Annotated in this window: 12 protein-coding genes; 2 read left to right on the forward strand and 10 right to left on the reverse strand. The window is 71.9% G+C overall.

What is annotated here, in order from left to right; translation table 11 throughout:
• The first annotated feature begins 81 nt into the window (after nt 1–81).
• Nucleotides 82–1,605, forward strand: coding sequence for an aldehyde dehydrogenase family protein (locus tag AB0P41_RS04520; RefSeq protein WP_365930028.1), 1,524 nt, complete (start codon nt 82–84; stop codon nt 1,603–1,605).
• 176 nt (nt 1,606–1,781) lie between these two features.
• Here AB0P41_RS04520 and AB0P41_RS04525 read toward each other — a convergent pair whose 3' ends face one another.
• From AB0P41_RS04525 to AB0P41_RS04560, 8 genes are all read right to left on the reverse strand, one after another.
• Nucleotides 1,782–2,687, reverse strand: a complete 906-nt coding sequence (locus tag AB0P41_RS04525; RefSeq protein ID WP_365930030.1) for an urease accessory protein UreD — start codon at nt 2,685–2,687, stop codon at nt 1,782–1,784.
• On the reverse strand, nt 2,684–3,379 hold the full coding sequence (gene ureG / locus AB0P41_RS04530) for an urease accessory protein UreG (RefSeq protein ID WP_365930032.1): 696 nt from the start codon (nt 3,377–3,379) through the stop codon (nt 2,684–2,686). The genes AB0P41_RS04525 and ureG overlap by 4 nt, the downstream gene beginning before the upstream one ends.
• Before the next feature lie 26 nt (nt 3,380–3,405).
• The gene (locus AB0P41_RS04535) at nt 3,406–4,080 is read right to left on the reverse strand and encodes an urease accessory UreF family protein (protein WP_356713257.1); all 675 of its coding nucleotides are present in this window, start codon (nt 4,078–4,080) and stop codon (nt 3,406–3,408) included.
• Nucleotides 4,081–4,178: 98 nt separating this feature from the next.
• Nucleotides 4,179–6,131 (reverse strand): urease subunit alpha, encoded by a 1,953-nt coding sequence (gene ureC, locus AB0P41_RS04540; protein WP_356713504.1) that lies wholly within the window; start codon nt 6,129–6,131, stop codon nt 4,179–4,181.
• A gap of 74 nt (nt 6,132–6,205) precedes the next feature.
• Complete coding sequence (ureA, locus tag AB0P41_RS04545) at nt 6,206–6,952, reverse strand: urease subunit gamma (RefSeq protein ID WP_356713259.1); 747 nt, start codon at nt 6,950–6,952, stop codon at nt 6,206–6,208.
• Between the two features lie 546 nt (nt 6,953–7,498).
• Nucleotides 7,499–8,014, reverse strand: coding sequence for a DinB family protein (locus AB0P41_RS04550; RefSeq protein ID WP_356713261.1), 516 nt, complete (start codon nt 8,012–8,014; stop codon nt 7,499–7,501).
• A gap of 243 nt (nt 8,015–8,257) precedes the next feature.
• The gene (locus AB0P41_RS04555; RefSeq protein ID WP_365930727.1) at nt 8,258–8,476 is read right to left on the reverse strand and encodes a hypothetical protein; all 219 of its coding nucleotides are present in this window, start codon (nt 8,474–8,476) and stop codon (nt 8,258–8,260) included.
• Nucleotides 8,477–8,732: 256 nt separating this feature from the next.
• A complete protein-coding gene (locus tag AB0P41_RS04560) occupies nt 8,733–9,311 on the reverse strand; it encodes a TetR/AcrR family transcriptional regulator (RefSeq protein ID WP_365930035.1) in 579 nt (192 codons plus the stop codon).
• 91 nt (nt 9,312–9,402) lie between these two features.
• On the opposite strand from AB0P41_RS04560, the gene AB0P41_RS04565 reads away from it, so the two are divergent.
• On the forward strand, nt 9,403–9,849 hold the full coding sequence (locus AB0P41_RS04565; protein WP_356713265.1) for a DUF1772 domain-containing protein: 447 nt from the start codon (nt 9,403–9,405) through the stop codon (nt 9,847–9,849).
• On the opposite strand, the gene AB0P41_RS04570 is transcribed toward AB0P41_RS04565, so the two are convergent.
• The gene (locus tag AB0P41_RS04570) at nt 9,842–11,677 is read right to left on the reverse strand and encodes a hypothetical protein (RefSeq protein ID WP_365930037.1); all 1,836 of its coding nucleotides are present in this window, start codon (nt 11,675–11,677) and stop codon (nt 9,842–9,844) included. The two genes, AB0P41_RS04565 and AB0P41_RS04570, sit on opposite strands and share 8 nt — an antisense overlap.
• On the reverse strand, nt 11,674–15,543 hold the full coding sequence (locus AB0P41_RS04575; RefSeq protein ID WP_365930039.1) for a DUF5682 family protein: 3,870 nt from the start codon (nt 15,541–15,543) through the stop codon (nt 11,674–11,676). The genes AB0P41_RS04570 and AB0P41_RS04575 overlap by 4 nt, the downstream gene beginning before the upstream one ends.
• Nucleotides 15,544–15,545 lie beyond the last annotated feature (2 nt).

The raw sequence follows: 15,545 nt of genomic DNA on the forward strand, positions 1-15,545 counted from the left end.
GGGTTGCAACGTCGCGCTGCCTAGCCTCACGACCGAGGGCCGTCCAACGGCGGGCGGCACCGGATCCGGGAGGCCACAGAGATGACCCGTTACGCTGCGCCGGGCACCGAGGGCGCGATCGTCTCGTACGAGTCCCGTTACGACCACTGGATCGGCGGCGCCTATGTCCCGCCGGCCCGTGGTCAGTACTTCGAGAACCCGAGCCCCGTCAACGGCCGCCCCTTCACGGAGATCGCCCGCGGCACCGAGGACGACGTGGAGCGCGCCCTCGACGCGGCCCACGCGGCGGCCCCCGCCTGGGGCGCCACGTCCGCGGGTGACCGTGCGGTCGTACTGAACCGGATCGCCGACCGCATGGAAGAGCATCTGGAGGAGCTGGCGGTCGCCGAGAGCTGGGAGAACGGCAAGCCGGTGCGCGAGACGCTGGCCGCGGACATTCCGCTGGCCATCGACCACTTCCGGTACTTCGCGGGTGCGCTGCGCGCGCAGGAGGGCTCGCTCAGCGAGATCGACGACGACACGGTCGCGTACCACTTCCACGAGCCGCTGGGTGTGGTGGCTCAGATCATTCCGTGGAACTTCCCCGTCCTGATGGCCGTCTGGAAACTCGCCCCGGCGCTGGCAGCCGGGAACGCGGTGGTCCTCAAGCCGGCGGAGCAGACGCCCGCGTCGATCCATGTGTGGATGAGCCTGGTCGCGGATCTGCTTCCCCCCGGCGTCGTCAACATCCTCAACGGCTTCGGAGCGGAGGCGGGGAAGCCGCTCGCCTCCAGCCCTCGGGTCGCGAAGATCGCGTTCACCGGCGAGACGACGACGGGGCGCCTGATCATGCAGTACGCCTCGGAGAACCTCAAGCCGGTCACGCTGGAGCTGGGCGGCAAGTCGCCCAACCTGTTCTTCGACGACGTGTGGGCACTGGACGACGACTTCCGCGACAAGGCCCTCGAGGGCTTCACCATGTTCGCCCTCAACCAGGGTGAGGTGTGCACCTGCCCGTCACGGGCGCTGATCCAGCGCGGCCACTACGGCGAGTTCCTCGAGGCGGGCATCGCCCGTACCGAGAAGATCGTGCCCGGGCACCCGTTGGACACCGACACGATGATCGGCGCGCAGGCCTCCACCGAGCAGCTGAAGAAGATCCTCTCGTACATCGAGATCGGACAGCAGGAGGGCGCGAAAGTCCTGACCGGTGGTCAGCTCGTCGAGCACGGGGGTGAGCTGGAGGGCGGCTACTACGTCCAGCCGACCATCTTCGAGGGTGACAACCGTATGCGGGTCTTCCAGGAGGAGATCTTCGGCCCGGTGGTCGCCGTGACGTCGTTCTCGGACTTCGACGAGGGCATCAGGACGGCGAACGACACGCTGTACGGGCTCGGCGCGGGCGTGTGGACCCGCGACATGAACACCGCCTACCGGGCGGGCCGGGCGATCAAGGCAGGCAGGGTCTGGACGAACTGCTACCACGCCTACCCGGCGCACGCCGCCTTCGGCGGATACAAGCAGTCGGGCATCGGCCGGGAGAACCACAAGATGATGCTGGAGCACTACCAGCAGACGAAGAACCTCCTGGTCTCGTACTCGCCGAAGAAGCTCGGCTTCTTCTAGTCGCGAAAAGAGGGCGCCTGACCAGGTGTTTCACCTGTCAGGCGCCCTCCCTGCAACGCTTCAGCCGGGTTCTGGGTGATCCCTTGCACGGAGCCGCCGAGTGGGAAGAACTGCTCGTGGGCCCCTCGCACGCTCCGTCGGACGTCCACCAGGACCCGCGCCTCGGGCGGTCCCGGCTACATGTTCCGGATGTGTTCGAGTGCGGTGTCGAGGAGCTCGCTCACCTGGTGGAGGGTGGTGGCGGTGGCGGTGGCCAGGTAGGCGGGGTGCTGGGCGAGCGGGGTGAGAACGGCGTGGCCCTTCTCGGGGTCGTCGCCGATGAGGAGCGTCGGGTGGTCGGTGGGGAGGTGGGGGTCCACGACGAGGAGCTGGCCGGCGGCGCGGTGCCGGCCCAGCACGGCGGGGCCGTCCCAGGCCGGTGCCGTCCCACCGTAGGCGGTGTGCTGGTCGAGGGCGGGGCGGCCGCCGCGGTACACGGTGAGGCGGGTCGTGAGGTGCCCTGGGGGTTCGGCGGTACGGCCCAGGAGTTGCTCCTCGCGCAGCAGGACGGCGGCGGTGGGTGCGAGGTCGACCGTGCAGGTCTGGTGAAGGGTGCTGTTCGAGGCACTGATCAGGGGTTGGGGCAGCCACGACAGCATGGCGTGGTCGGCGACGGTGAGTCGGACGTCGTAGGTGGCGGGACCGGCTGTGGCGCCGGGCAGCGCGATGGTGGCGGTCGGCGTGGTCACCTCGAGCCTGGCGTGCTCCTCGGCGGTGATGTCGAGGGCGAGCCGATCTCCGCCGAGGGGTGCGCACATGGAACTGATCACGCTGACCCTGGCCCACCCGTTGTGGGGTTGCGTCTGGTGCAGGTGGAAGGGGCCGCTGTTGCGCATGAGCGGCACGATCGTGGTGGAGCCTTCACGGGCGGCCCTGATGACGGCGGTGGCCCGGACCCCGGAATGTGCGGGGTCCGTCAGGTGCACTCGTCCGGCCACGTACTTCTCGTCTGTCCGACCGCTGTCCACCTCGCTTGCCGCAGCGGTCGGCGCGGGGGGCGGCAGGGTGGGCGTGGGGCCGGGGTGCGGTGCAGTGGCTGTCATACGGCGGCCTCGGTGCGCCATGCGGACAGGCAGCCGCTGACCCAGTCGGCGACGGGCTGGACGCCGTCGTCCGATGCGAGGCTGGTGAAGACCACGGGGAGGCTGCCGCGCTGCCGGTCGGCGTCGGCGGCCATGGTGTCCAGGTCGGCGCCGACATAGGGGGCGAGGTCGGTCTTGTTGATGACGAGGAGGTCGGCGGTGGTGATGCCGGGGCCGCCCTTGCGGGGGATGTCGTCACCGCTGGAGACGTCGATGACGAACACCTGGTGGTCGACGAGGCCCTTGGAGAAGGTGGCGGTGAGGTTGTCGCCGCCCGACTCGATGAGGATCAGATCCAGTGGGAGCAGTGTCTCCTCCAGCTGTTCGACGGCTTCCAGGTTGGCGGAGATGTCATCGCGGATCGCGGTGTGCGGGCAGGCGCCGGTCTCGACGGCGGTGATGCGCTCCGGCGGCAGCACGGCTTCGCGGAGCAGGAATTCGGCGTCCTCGCGGGTGTAGATGTCGTTGGTGACGACCGCGATGGACAGCCTGTCGCGCAGGGCGCGGCACAGGGCGGCGACGGTGGCGGTCTTGCCGGATCCGACGGGCCCGCCGAGGCCGATGCGCAGGGCGCGGCGGCTGCCGTCGGGGCGCAGTGCGTCGGCGCTGGGGGTGTGGTGGTGCGGCAGGGTCGTGTCGTGGTCGAGGTGCATGGCGTACTCCGAACGGTATGGGGGTGTCAGGACGCGAAGAGCCGCATGGACCAGGCGGCGTGCTGTTCGCCGGTGATGTCAAGGAGCGGCGACGAGGCGGCGGGCAGGGCTCCGACACCGTCGGTGGCGAGCTGCGCCGCCGCTTCGGCGGCAGTGGCGGCGACGTCGTCGAGTTCGCCGGCGAGCCGGGCAAGGAGGGCGGTCGCATCGAACGGGTCGAGGCTCAGCAGCCGCACCGCCGCCGTCGCGGGGCCGCCGATGCTCTCGTACGCGGCGCACCGGGCGGCGTCCAACGGTGTCAGGCCGGCCGCGCGGGCGGCGACGCCGAGCACCACGGGCTGGTGTGCGCCCTTCGGGAACGAGTGGGCGATCCGGTCGAGCTCGGGGCAGGGCCAGGCGGCGCGGGCCGCACGCAGCATCTGCCGGCCGAGCTTGCGGGCGACCTGCCGCAGTGCTGGTACGGGGGTCCGGGCGTCGGCGGCCTCGTCAAGGGCCATCGGGTCGTAGCCGGTGGCGGCTGCGGCGGCCAGGCCGGCCGCGGTCAGCCCGGCGGTGTGCAGGCGGCCCCGGCAGAACGCCTCCAGGCTTGAGGCGTCATGGACACCGTGGGAGGCGACGGCGGCCTCTACACCGCCGGAGTGGGCATGCCCACCGGCGGGGAAACGGCCGTCGGCCAGGACGAGCAGGGCGGCATGGCTCATGGGAACGGTGGCCCGCCTTTCGCAGGTACGGAGTTCAGGAGGAGGGACTTCCCGAGCAGGTGGCCCGGCGGCGGGATGCCGCCGGGCCGGTGTCGCGCTCAGAAGAGGAAGTACCGCTGTGCCAGAGGCAGTTCGGTCTCGTAGAGCTCCGGATTCGGCGGCTGGTTCTTTTCGAACATCAGCCCGTCATTCGGGGCGCCCTCCACCTTCGTGCGGCTGTCCATGGTCGTGCCCCGCTCGTGTCCCGGAGGATTCGCGGCTGTGCCCGCACCGGAGCCCGTGCCCGTAGCCGTGCCCTTGGCCTGACTCCTGCTCTCGCCGATGGTGACGCTGAAAGTCTCGGGACCGATCTCGATCTCCGGCGACTCACCGTTGAGCTCCATACTCTGCTTGGTCACGTCACGGGTGGATCTGGTCTCCTTCACCCCCTTGGTCAGGTTGTACGTCGTCTTGATGCCGACCGCCTCGGGCACCACGAAGTTGAAGGAGTTACCTCCCGGGGCCCGGCCGCATGCCCCCCACACGGGGCGGGGCAGGTACGGCTGCGGTGTCGGGATCGACGCGTTGGCGTCGCCGACCTGCGCGTAGGCGATCTGTCCGCCCTTGATGATCACGTGCGGCTTGACGCCGAAGAACTTCGGCTCCCACAGCACCAGATCCGCGACCTTGGACGTGCCACCGGGCCCGGTCGGCTCGACGGAGCCGACATGCTCGTCGATGCCATGGGCGATGGCCGGGTTGACCGTGTACTTGGCGACATAGCGCCTGACGCGATAGTTGTCGTGCCTGTCGGTGTCCTCCGGCAGGTGGCCGCGACGCTTCTTCATGACGTGCGCGGTCTGCCAGGTCCGCATGATCATCTCGCCGATACGCCCCATGGCCTGCGAGTCGGAGGACATCATCGAGATGGCGCCGGTGTCGTGCAGCCAGTCCTCGGCGGCCATGGTGGAGGGCCGGATACGCGAGTCGGCGTACGACTTGTCCGCGGGAACGTCGAGGTTCAGGTGATGGCAGATGACCATCATGTACATGTGCTCGGCGACCGTGTTGACCGTCAACGGGCGGGTCGGGTTGGTCGACGCGGGCAGCACATTCTCGTAGCCCTTGCCCACCATCTTCATGATGTCCGGTGCGTGGCCGCCGCCGGCGCCTTCGACGTGGAAGACGTGAATGCCCCGGGGCTTGCCGGTCTTGGGATCCTTGGTGGCGTCGAAGGTGTCCTCGACGAACCCGGACTCGTTCATCGAGTCGGCGTGCAGGGCGACTTGGGCGTGGTAGGTGTCACAGATCTCCAGCGCCTTGTCGATGGCCGCAGGGGTGGCTCCCCAGTCCTCGTGGACCTTGAGGCCGATGGCACCGGCCTTGATCTGGGCCTCCAGCGCCTCGTAGGAGACCGTGCCGCCCTTGCCGAACAAGCCGATGTTGACCGGGTAGGCGTCCAGAGCCTCGAACGTCCGCCGGAGGTGCCATTCGCCGGGCGTCACGGTGGTGGCCCGGCTGCCTTCCGCGGGGCCGGTGCCGCCGCCGATGAGCGTGGTCACTCCCGACGCGAGTGCCTCGTGGATCTGCCCGGGGCCGATGAAGTGCACATGGGTGTCGATGCCGCCCGCGGTCAGGATCCGCCCGTTGCCGGAGATCACCTCGGTCTCCGGCCCCACCACGAAGTGCGAGGCACGCTCACCCCGGTTCTCCTCGGCCGTGTAGGGCTTCGGTGTCATCGTTTCCGGGTTGTAAGCCTGCCCGATCGCCGCGATCTCGCCGTTGCGCAGGCCGACGTCGGCCTTCACCACACCCCAGTAATCAATGATCAGCGCACCGGTGATCACTGTGTCCACCGGATTGTGCGTGGTGTCGCTCCTGGGGAAATGCGACTGCCCCATCGACTCCCGGATGACCTTGCCGCCGCCGAAGAGCATCTCGTCGCCGCTACGGCCCGGTCCCCCGCACCAGTCCTCCTCGATCTCGACGACGAGATTCGTATCGGCGAGCCTGACCCGGTCGCCCTTCGTCGGGCCGTACAGCGTGGCGTAATCCTGCCGCCACAGCGGCACCGGAGGGCGCGCGGTGAAGCTGAGCTGGCGCGGCGTCGACTGCGCGACACCACCTGCCTGACTGGAGCTACCACTCATGGGGCCACCGTCCAATCACTCGGGTCCTTGACCCGCAGGCCCTTGACCAACTGGGCTCCCTTGATGGGCACCACCCACACCCTGCATACGTGTTCGGGCTCGATCCGCTCCGACGTACCGGCCGCGATGTGCAGCCGCTTCCCCTTCACGTCGTCGTCGGCCGGGTCGGTGCACTCCTCGTCCTTGAAGAACTTGAGGCACGCGTTGACGTCGCCCAGGTGGAAGTGGGAGCCGACCTGGACAGGCCGCTTCGCCGTGTTCTTCGCCCACAGCGGCCCCTCCCTCAGGGAGTCGTCGTGGTCGTCCGCGTTGAACGTCACCGCGTGCCGGCCGTCGTCCGCGAGGAGTTCGTACTTGCCCGGGTAGACCTTCGCATCAGGGCACGCCTTGCCGAGCGGGTCGGGGATGGTCACCAGCTTCGTGCCGTCCTTGAACGTCGCTTCGACCTGCACGTCGCGGATCATCTCCCGCACGCCGTCCATGACCTCGAAGTCCGTCAAGTTGCCGCTTGCGGATTTGTCGGGGATCTTGAGCGACTTCGCCACATCGCTCAGCTTGGTGTCCATGAGCTCGGCGACCGTCTTCGTGTCGTGGCGGGCCTCCTCCAGCACATAGGCCGCCAACAGCGCCATGACCTCCGGGTAGTTCAGTGCGAGATCAGGCTGGCGCCTGAGTCGTCGTTCGGCCAGGTCTGCCGCGGCACGGATCATGAGCCGCTCCTGCTCATGGGGCGTCAGATGCATGCGGGTTCTCCTTCCTGTGGTTCGGCGCGGCGAATCGCCCGAGGAGAACCCGGTGCGGACGCCACTCATGTGCTCAACGACCCAGCCAGGAATAGAAGCGGAAGTAGTGCGTCCATTCATACCTTCGGATATAGCTTGATCAGTGAGCCTCCGGCGTCACCCCGCATCGAGTAGTGCGGGCAGGAATGCCCGCCGCGCCGCAGGACAAGGGCCTGGACCGGAAACGCTGGCTCCGGTGCCACAGGCGCGCGACTCCGGCAAGGCTGCTGCGACGGCCTGTGGAGGCCGCAGGGCGCTCAGGGGCCGCGACACCGCTCACGGCGCCGACATCGCCCTGCTGGACACGGTCGCACGCGACGCGCTTTCCCCGGAGGAGGGAGAGTTACTGAGGTCTGATGCGTGATGTCACTGGATCGAAGTCTTGAACTGCGAAGACGGGGGTTCGTCACGCGGCCGCGCGAAGACCACCAGTGACGGCTCCCCCGCATCGGCCGTGACGCGTGTCGGCCTGTCTCCTGAGGGAGGGGCCCGCTTCGCGGAGCTGTGCTAGTAGTAGCCCTTCGTGCCGTCGAGTAGCTCCCGGACGATGTCCGCGTGCCCTGCGTGTCGCCCCGTCTCCTCCACGAGGTGGATCAGCATCCAGCGGAGGTTGGCGCTGCCGTCACGGAAGTCGGGGTGACGGCCGGTGTCGTCCAGGTCGGCCGCGGCAACGATCTCGTTGCTGCGGGCGCACTGGGTCTCGTACTCCTCGAGGAGCTCTGCGAGGGGGCGGCCGTCGGTGTGCCAGTCGGCGTTCTTGTTTGACTCGTCGAATGCGGGGTTCTGCTTCTTGTCGCCGCCCAGGAACACCACTTCCAGCCATATGTGCTCGGTCCAGCGCATGTGGGAGATGAGACCGGCCATCGTCATGTCCGGTGAGGTCGGGATGACCGGGCGGCGCGCGTCCTCGTCGCTCAGCCCTTCGCATTTCCAGCGCAGGATCTGCCTCTGCAGGTCCAGCCAGCCGATGAGCGCGGTGCGTTCGTCCGCTTGGCGCGGGGGACGTTCCAGTTCCGGTGACATGCCGGCGCACGCTACCAGGGTGGTCGGGAGGGACACCTGCATGACGGGCTCTTCCGCGATTTCGCAGTTCAAGGCGTCGCCCCGGCGACATCACCCATCAAACCTCAGTAGCGGTGTTGGTTCAGGGCTCGGGTGAGGTCCCGGCCGCGGCGCGTGCGGCGTCGAGTTCGCCCCGCAGTCCCTCGGCCGTGTTCTCGAACTCGGTGTGCGCTGCCCAAGTCGTGTGATCGTGCGATGAACTTGTCAGTCGGTGAGTGCCAGCCTGATACCGAAGACGCCGATGACGGTGCCGGTGATCCGGTCGAACAGACGGCGAGCGTGCGGCTTGCGGAGCCATCCCTGCAGGACGCGAGCGAAGCCGATGAGGACGGCGGGCCAGGGCAGACCGATCAGGAAGTGCACCGTGGTGAGTAGGAGTCCCATGGTGAAGTGGCTGGTGCCTGAGGGGATGAACTGAGGCAGGACGGCGACGTATCAACCAGATGACCACGTACAAGCTGTCCTGACGTCACCGCGGCTCGGCCGGACCGAGCCGCAGAAGAGACCCCCGGCCCCTGGCCCGGGGGGTCTGCGCCGCGTCCACGGGTACGGGCCCGGGCGAGGACCTTCACCTTCGCCCTCTCGTACTCCTCCGGGTCCGGGTCGCCGTTGCTTCAATTCGGCGAGCTCGGCCGGCTCCTCCACGTGCTCGCTGCCGCGTGGCCGCCGGGGCGGTACGTCAGAGCACGGCGAGCCGGTCCACCAGCAGCTCCATCCTCCGGTCGGTGTCCTCCGGAGGCAGTCGTCCCGCCCGCGCCAGGGTGGCGAGGCCGTGCAGGGCCGCCCAGAACACCTCGGTGAACAGCGCCGGGTGGATGTCTTCCCCGGCGACCTCGCCGAGGCTCTCCAGCAGTGCGGCGAAGGCGTCCTTCAGGGGTTCGGGGGTGTCATCCTGCGCGAAGGCCAGGCCGCCGTCGAGCTGGAACATCGCGTCGTAGACCGCCGGATTGTGCTCGGCGAAGTCGAGGTAGGCGCGGGCGAGGGCGGTGACCCGGGCGCGTGGGCCGTCCGCGGCACGCGCCGCCGTTCGCAGGGCCGCAGCCATCTCGGCGGCGCCTTCGAGGGCGACGGCGCCGATGATCTCCCGCTTGCCGCGGAAGTGGCTGTAGAGAACGGGCTGGCTGTACTCGATGCGCTCGGCGAGCCGGCGGGTGGTGACCGCGTCCCAGCCCTGCTGCTCGGCCAGTTCGCGGGCCGTCGCCAAGATGAGGCGTTCGCGGGCCGCCCGTTCGCGCTCCTTGCGTTCCTGTACCGACATGCTCCGATTCTAGCAGCGCTAGACAACAGAGCAGCAGCAGGTCTAGCGTTGCGACATCGGCTGTCAACGCTAGCTTCCGGAGGGGGCACCCATGCTCAACGCACTTGAGGTCTTCACCACCGTGGTCGTCGGCGTGATGGTGGGAGTGGAGTTCTCCGTCGCCTTCGTCATGAACCGGATCTTCGACGCACTCCCCGAGGACAGCGGCCAGCTCGGCCGCGCCCACGGGGGCCGGATGCTCGGCGCCGTGATGCCGGTCTGGTACATCACCTCGCTCGTCCTCGTCGCGATATGGGCCGTCGCCGGACGGCAGCACGACGGCGCCGGCCTCGTCGTGACCGCCGGCGCGCTGCTGCTCCTCAGCGTGATCATGTCGGTCCTGCTGCTCGTCCCGATCAACAACCAGGGCAAGACGTGGACCCCTGAGAACCGCCCCGCGGACTGGAAGCAGCAGATGAACCGCTGGGACCGGTTCCACTACGTCCGCGTCGCCGTCATCATCGCGGCCTTCGCCCTGCTGGTCGCCGGCCTCAGCTGAACCCGGGGACCGAGGCCGTGCCCTGCGCCGGCTCCCAGGCCGCCGCACACAGGGACTCGGCCACGGCAGCCGTGTACCGGGCGGCGGCGAGCCAGTGGGTGGCGAAGCCGTCGGTGTCGGCAGGGAGGAGGCGGCCGAAGAGGTCGCGCTCCCGTCGGCCCGCCGAGGCACACAGGGCGATGAGGAGGCCGGCGGCCGTGGGGAGGCCCGCGCGGCGGATCCGGCGGGCCTCGGCTGTGACGTCGCCCAGCAGTCCGAGGGCGGCGCGGCCCGCCGGGACCGTCTGCTCGACCCGGCGCTCCAGGAGGTACAGGGGCGAGTGCCCCGCCGTCCCTCCGGCCGGCGGCGGGGCGGGGTGCACGGGGGCAGCCGGGTCCGGGAGGTCGGCTCGGCGCAGGCGGTCGAGGCCGAGGTCGACCGTGCCCTCCCCAGTGGGATGCGAGCAGGCGAGGAGGGCGAGCCGGGGGTGAAGGGCGGGCACCAGACGGCCGATGATCCTCAGCCGTGTCCCCGGCGCGGTGGCCAGCAGCATCAGGTTGTCGCGGTGGGCGAGCGCGGGGTCGTCGTCGGCGACGGTGAGCCGGACGTGGATGCCTCCCTCGCCCAGCGCGAGCAGGCAGGTGCCGCCCGACTCCCTCACCGCGCCGAGGAGTTCCACATCCAGGAAGAGCAGGTCGCTGCCGCCGCCGTCCGGGTCCGCGTAGCGGGAGGTGGACCGCAGGGCGCGGGCGGCCTGTTCGGACACCGGTGTCTCCCACAGAGCGGCGAGCGGCGGCTCCGTCCACGCCGCGCCCCTGGCGGTGACGGCCTTGACCCCCTTCCCGGCGCCCAGCCTGCCGTCCGGCGAGACCGTCGCCCCCGAGACCGCCAGGCCGGCCCGGCCCAGCTCCCGGTGGGTGAGCGCGCTGTCCCCCAGGCGCACGGCCCGGTCGGCCACGCCCAGGGCACGCCCGGCACCCCCCGGTGCCACGTCACCGACCGTGAAGAGACGGCCGCCGGCCCCGGCGACCCAGGTCCGGACGCCGCCGTGCCCCGAGCCGGTGACCACGGGTTCGGTGAACAGGCCGTACAGGCGCAGCGAGCCGTCCGGGCTGTACGGGCGGCGCACGCGTCCTCTGACGGAGGCCAGCTCCGCCCCGGACGCCGACCTCAGCCGGTGTGCGGTGCCCAGGAGTTCGGCCAGGGCCGTGACGAGGGCGGCGGTGCGGTAGGACGGGTCTCCGGCGCGGGCCGCGCGCAGCAGAGTGACGACGGACAGTGCTGCGCCCGCGGCGCGCGGCAGGTGCTGGAGGCGGGCGGTGTGCGCGGCACGGAGGAGGGCCGACTGGGTCACGGCGCCGGCCCCGTCGACGCCGGCCTCCAGTACGGCGGCGGCCGCCGACCACAGGGCGCCGGCCGCTCCACGCTGCGCCGGGCTCGCCACCTCGGGCGAGGAGGCGGAGTCAGGGGTGGGGGCGTCCGGGGTGGGCGTGGGGTCCGTCGGGGAGGCCGGTCCGCGCGCCGCCCGGGTGGGTTCGTCGGCGGGCTCCGGCGCCAGGTCCGCCGTGGGGGCGGCGCAGGCGGCGGCCGCGCGGTGGACACATGCCGGGGCGAGGAGACAGCCGCAGGTGATGGCGTCCGCCGTCGCCACCACGCCGCCCGGGGCATGCAGGCGCAACTCGGTGTCGTCGTCGACCGCGATCGTCACCGTGTCCCCGTCGCGGTACGCCGGGCGGGCTCCGAGCTTGGTGACCGCCCCGTCCAGCCGCTTGCGGAGCCGGGGTGAGAGGTCCTCCACGAGCGTGGCCGTGACCTCCGGTGCGACGGGTGGCAGCCGGTCGGCGTTCATGCGGTCCTCTCCCCTATCCAGCGGGCCAGTTCGAGTGGGCTGAGGGCGGCCACGGGCATGCCGGCGGCCACGAGCTGACCGGCCACGCCCGTCGAGTAGCGGGGCCGGCCGGCGTCGTCGAGGCTCGCGCACCCCAGGACGTGGCAGCCGGTGTTCACCAGGGCCCGCACCTCGGTCAGCAGTCCGCCGAGCGGCGCGCCCTCCTCGAAGTCGCTGATGACGACGACGAGGGTGCGGGTGGGCACCTCGATCAGGCTGCGGGCGTGCCTCAGCCCGGCGGCGATGTGCGTGCCGCCGCCCACGCTCACCTCCAGCAGGAGGGAGAGGGGGTCGTGCACATGGCCGGTGAGATCGACGACCTCCGTCGAGAACGCCAGGAAATGGGTGCTCAGGGTGGGCACCCCGGCGAGCACGGAGGCGGTCAGGGCGGACCAGATCGTGGACGCCTCCATGGATCCGGAGACGTCGGTGACCAGGATCAGGCGCCAGTCGGCCGACCGGCGGGCGCGACTGCGGAACACCGGCTTCTCGGGTATCACCTGGACCGTTCCGTCGGCTGTCCGGCGTGCGGTGGCGAGGTTGGCGCGCAGCGTGCGCGGCAGGTCCAGGCGGCCCCCGGGGCGGCGGGTGGGCCGGGCGGTCATCGTTCCGGTGAGGGCGGGTCGCAGCCGGGTGGCGAGCTGCCGGGTCAGTTCGTCGACCAGGCGGCGGACCAGGGGCCGGAGCGTCGCGAGGCGGGCTTCGGGGAGGCCGCCGGCGTACCGCAGGATCGTCCGGAGGAGTTCCACGGAGGGGGTGGCGGCCGCCGGGTCGAGTTCGGTGAGGACGTCCTGCCGCCCTGTCATGGCTGCGGCGGCGAGGACCTCCTCCCGGACGCCGGGGCCGAACAGCGCGGCAAGTTCCTCGGACCACTCGCGGACGCCGGGGAACGACGGTTCCCGGCCGCCGCCACCGTGACCGGGACCAGGCAGCCCGCTGCGGGATCCCTCGCCGTGTCCCGCGCCGTAGAGCTCGTCCAGAGCCGTCGCCAGGCGGGCGGCGCCGGACGGCAGTTGGTCGGGGCGTCGGCCGAGCACGAGCCGCCATCGGTCGGCGGGCGCGACGGTCCGCGCGGGGGCGGCCACGGGGATGGCGGGGGTGGAGGGTGCGGTGGTGGGCGCGACGGTCGGGAGCGTCGGGGCGGGGTGGCCGGACGGCGGCGGGAACCGGTCGTCGTGTGCGGGTGGCGGAACGGGCAGACCGAGGCCGGCCAGGAGTTCGCGGGCGGCGAGGTCGGCGGCCGTCCGGCGGGCCTGCTCGGCCGGGTCGTCGGCGTCGAGGGTGTCCACCCGTTCACCCAGCCGCTCCTCGACGGTGTCCAGCAGCCGGTCCCGGGCTGCCGGGCTCAGGGTGTCGAAGCCACCGCGCAGGGCCGGCAGCCGGGCCAGGAACGCGGCGTCGTCCAACTCGGCGATCCGGTGCAGCAACGGGTCGAGGGCTTCGGCGCCGACGGTCAGGAGCGGGCCCGCCACCGTCAGGACGCCGGTGAGGCGGGCGGTGAGCGCGCTCCGGGAGGTGCTGTCCACGGCGCCGTCCACCCAGGAGGCGACACGCTTCCCGAAGGTCTCGGCCTCTTCGTGGCCCGTGAGCACCCTGACTCCTCCGGCGGCTGCGGCGATCATCGGGGTGCCGTCGGCGGCCAGCCGGGCAAGGGCGTCGGTGAGCCGGATGCCGCCCACCCGGTCGGCCCGCTGGGCCAGTTCGAGCAACGCGCGGGCGTCCTCGGGCTCCTCGGAGCCGGTCAGGCCGTGGACCTGGCGGACCGCGGCCGAGGTCAGGAGTTCGGCCGCCCGCGCGGTGCTGGAGGCACGGGCGGTGGTGGTCCCCGACGGGGCCGAGGGGTCGTCAGGCACGGCCAGGCCCGGCAGGTGGCCGGCATCGATGCGATCCAGCAGGTCGAGCCCGGCGAGGAGTTCGGGAAGGGTGCCGCTCGCGGGGAGTACGGCCGCCACTTCCGTCAGCCGTTCGTCGGCCAGGGCGAAGAGCCCGCACCCGGCCGCATCCGTGAGGCCCCGGACGACCTGGGCGGCCGTCGGGCCGCCTTCCGCGCGCTCGGCCGCGTGCCGCTGCCGCAGCACACCCTCGGCCGCCTGGGCCGGGGTGACGCCGCGGACCCCGGCCGCGGTGAGCATCGCGGCTGTCGCCGGAGTCCACCGCACCTGCCAGCGCGTCGTGAGCCCTTCCGCACCCGCCGCGCCGGTCACCCCCTGCTCCTGTGCGTAGGGGATGCCGCACACCGTAAGCCTGCGCAGCAGCAGTTCGCGGCGCAGGTCCAGGGTGGAGCGGGCCGGGTCGAGCCGGAGGTCGCGCGGTGCCCCCCTGTGCTCGTCCTCCGGGCCGGGGAGGGAGAGCGCCGCGGTCTCGGCCTCGACGGCGGGGCCCAGTCCGCTGCGTGGAGCGGCGGGTGCGGGCCGTCCGGTACGGGCTCCGACGAGTACGCGTTCGAGTGCCTGGGCGACGGCGCGGCCCGTACCGTAGGTCTCGCCGCGCCCCAGCACCGTCTGCACGGCTTCCAGGAGTTCACCGCGGCCGGGGGCGGGCAGGCCGCGCAGACGGGCCAGGTCTCCGGCTACCCGCACGACCTCCCGTCCGTCCGCCGGGCCGTAGGGGTGGCCCTGTTCGCGCAGGGCGGCGCAGACGCGGACCGCGGTGCGGATCAGCGCCTCGTGCAGCGCGGCCGGGTCCCCGGCGGCGTCCAGTACGGTGTGCTGCCACTCCGGGTCCCGGATACCCGCCGGGTAGCCGGACCGTGAGTCGAGCAGCGGGTACGTGTACGGGACCAGGGAGACCGTGCACGCGGCCGGCCCGGCAGCGCCGTTCAGGTGGCCGTCCGCGGCCGGCTCGGACGCGGCACCGGGCACGCCCGGCACGTCCGGTGCGAGGCCCGCCGCGGCGGTCGGCAGCAGCGCAGGGGCGTGGAAGGATCCCACCACCACGGCGGGCCGCCGACCGCTCGCCAGGGCCTCGGCGACATGCCCGCGCATACAGGCCTCGCGCGCCAGGTCCGTGCCGTGCACCCCGCCTCCCGCCTCGGCCTCCTGCCGCAACGCCCAGCCGGTGAGCAGCGCGGCACGGCGGAGCGCCTCCGGTGTCGAACCGGGCGCGAGGGCCTCCACCAGCCGGTCCCACAGGTCGTCGCCGTCCCGGCCGGTGAGCCGGGACCGGAGCGCGGCGGACAGCCCGTGCCCCTCCCCCGGCACGGGTGCGGAGCCGGAGCCCGGGACCGGGGCCTGGATGTCCGGACCGGCCCCCGCCCATGCCCGGTCGGCCAGCGGCAGATCGCAGGCCACAGCCGGGACCCCGTTTCTTGCCGCCCAGCGCAGAGCGACCAGTTCGGGCGAGAAGTCCGCGAACGGGTAGAAGGCCGGACCCCGTTCGCCCGCCGGGGCGTGCCCCGGTCCGTCGGCGGGCACGGCGGCCAGCGCCACCGGGGCCTCGGTCTCCTCGTGGGCGAGCCAGCCCAGCCACGGCTGGAACTCGGCGGGCAGCTCGACGAGGAGGACGTCGGGGGCCGCCGCGTCCAGCAGTGGAGGGAGGGCGGCCGCCAGAGAGGGGGCGTGGTGCCGCACCCCGATCAGGAACGGTAGCCCGGGTCCGGTCGCCGCGAGGGCCGCCGCCGCGGCCTCCGGGGTGACCGGTCCGCCCGCGCGGGTGACCGGCCCGGTCGCCGGGCCCCGCGCCGGGGAAGCGGCCGGCGCGCCGGCGGGCGGTGACACCTCTGCGGTGGACCGCGTCCCGGTGGGCAGCACCTCCGCGGCGGTCCGCGTCCCGGCAGTGGGTGACATCTCTGCGGCGGCCCGCGCCCCGGGGATGGTCGGCTCGCTCATCC

Origin of the sequence: Streptomyces sp. NPDC079167, from assembly GCF_040686735.1 — a bacterium.
Lineage (GTDB): Bacteria > Actinomycetota > Actinomycetes > Streptomycetales > Streptomycetaceae > Streptomyces.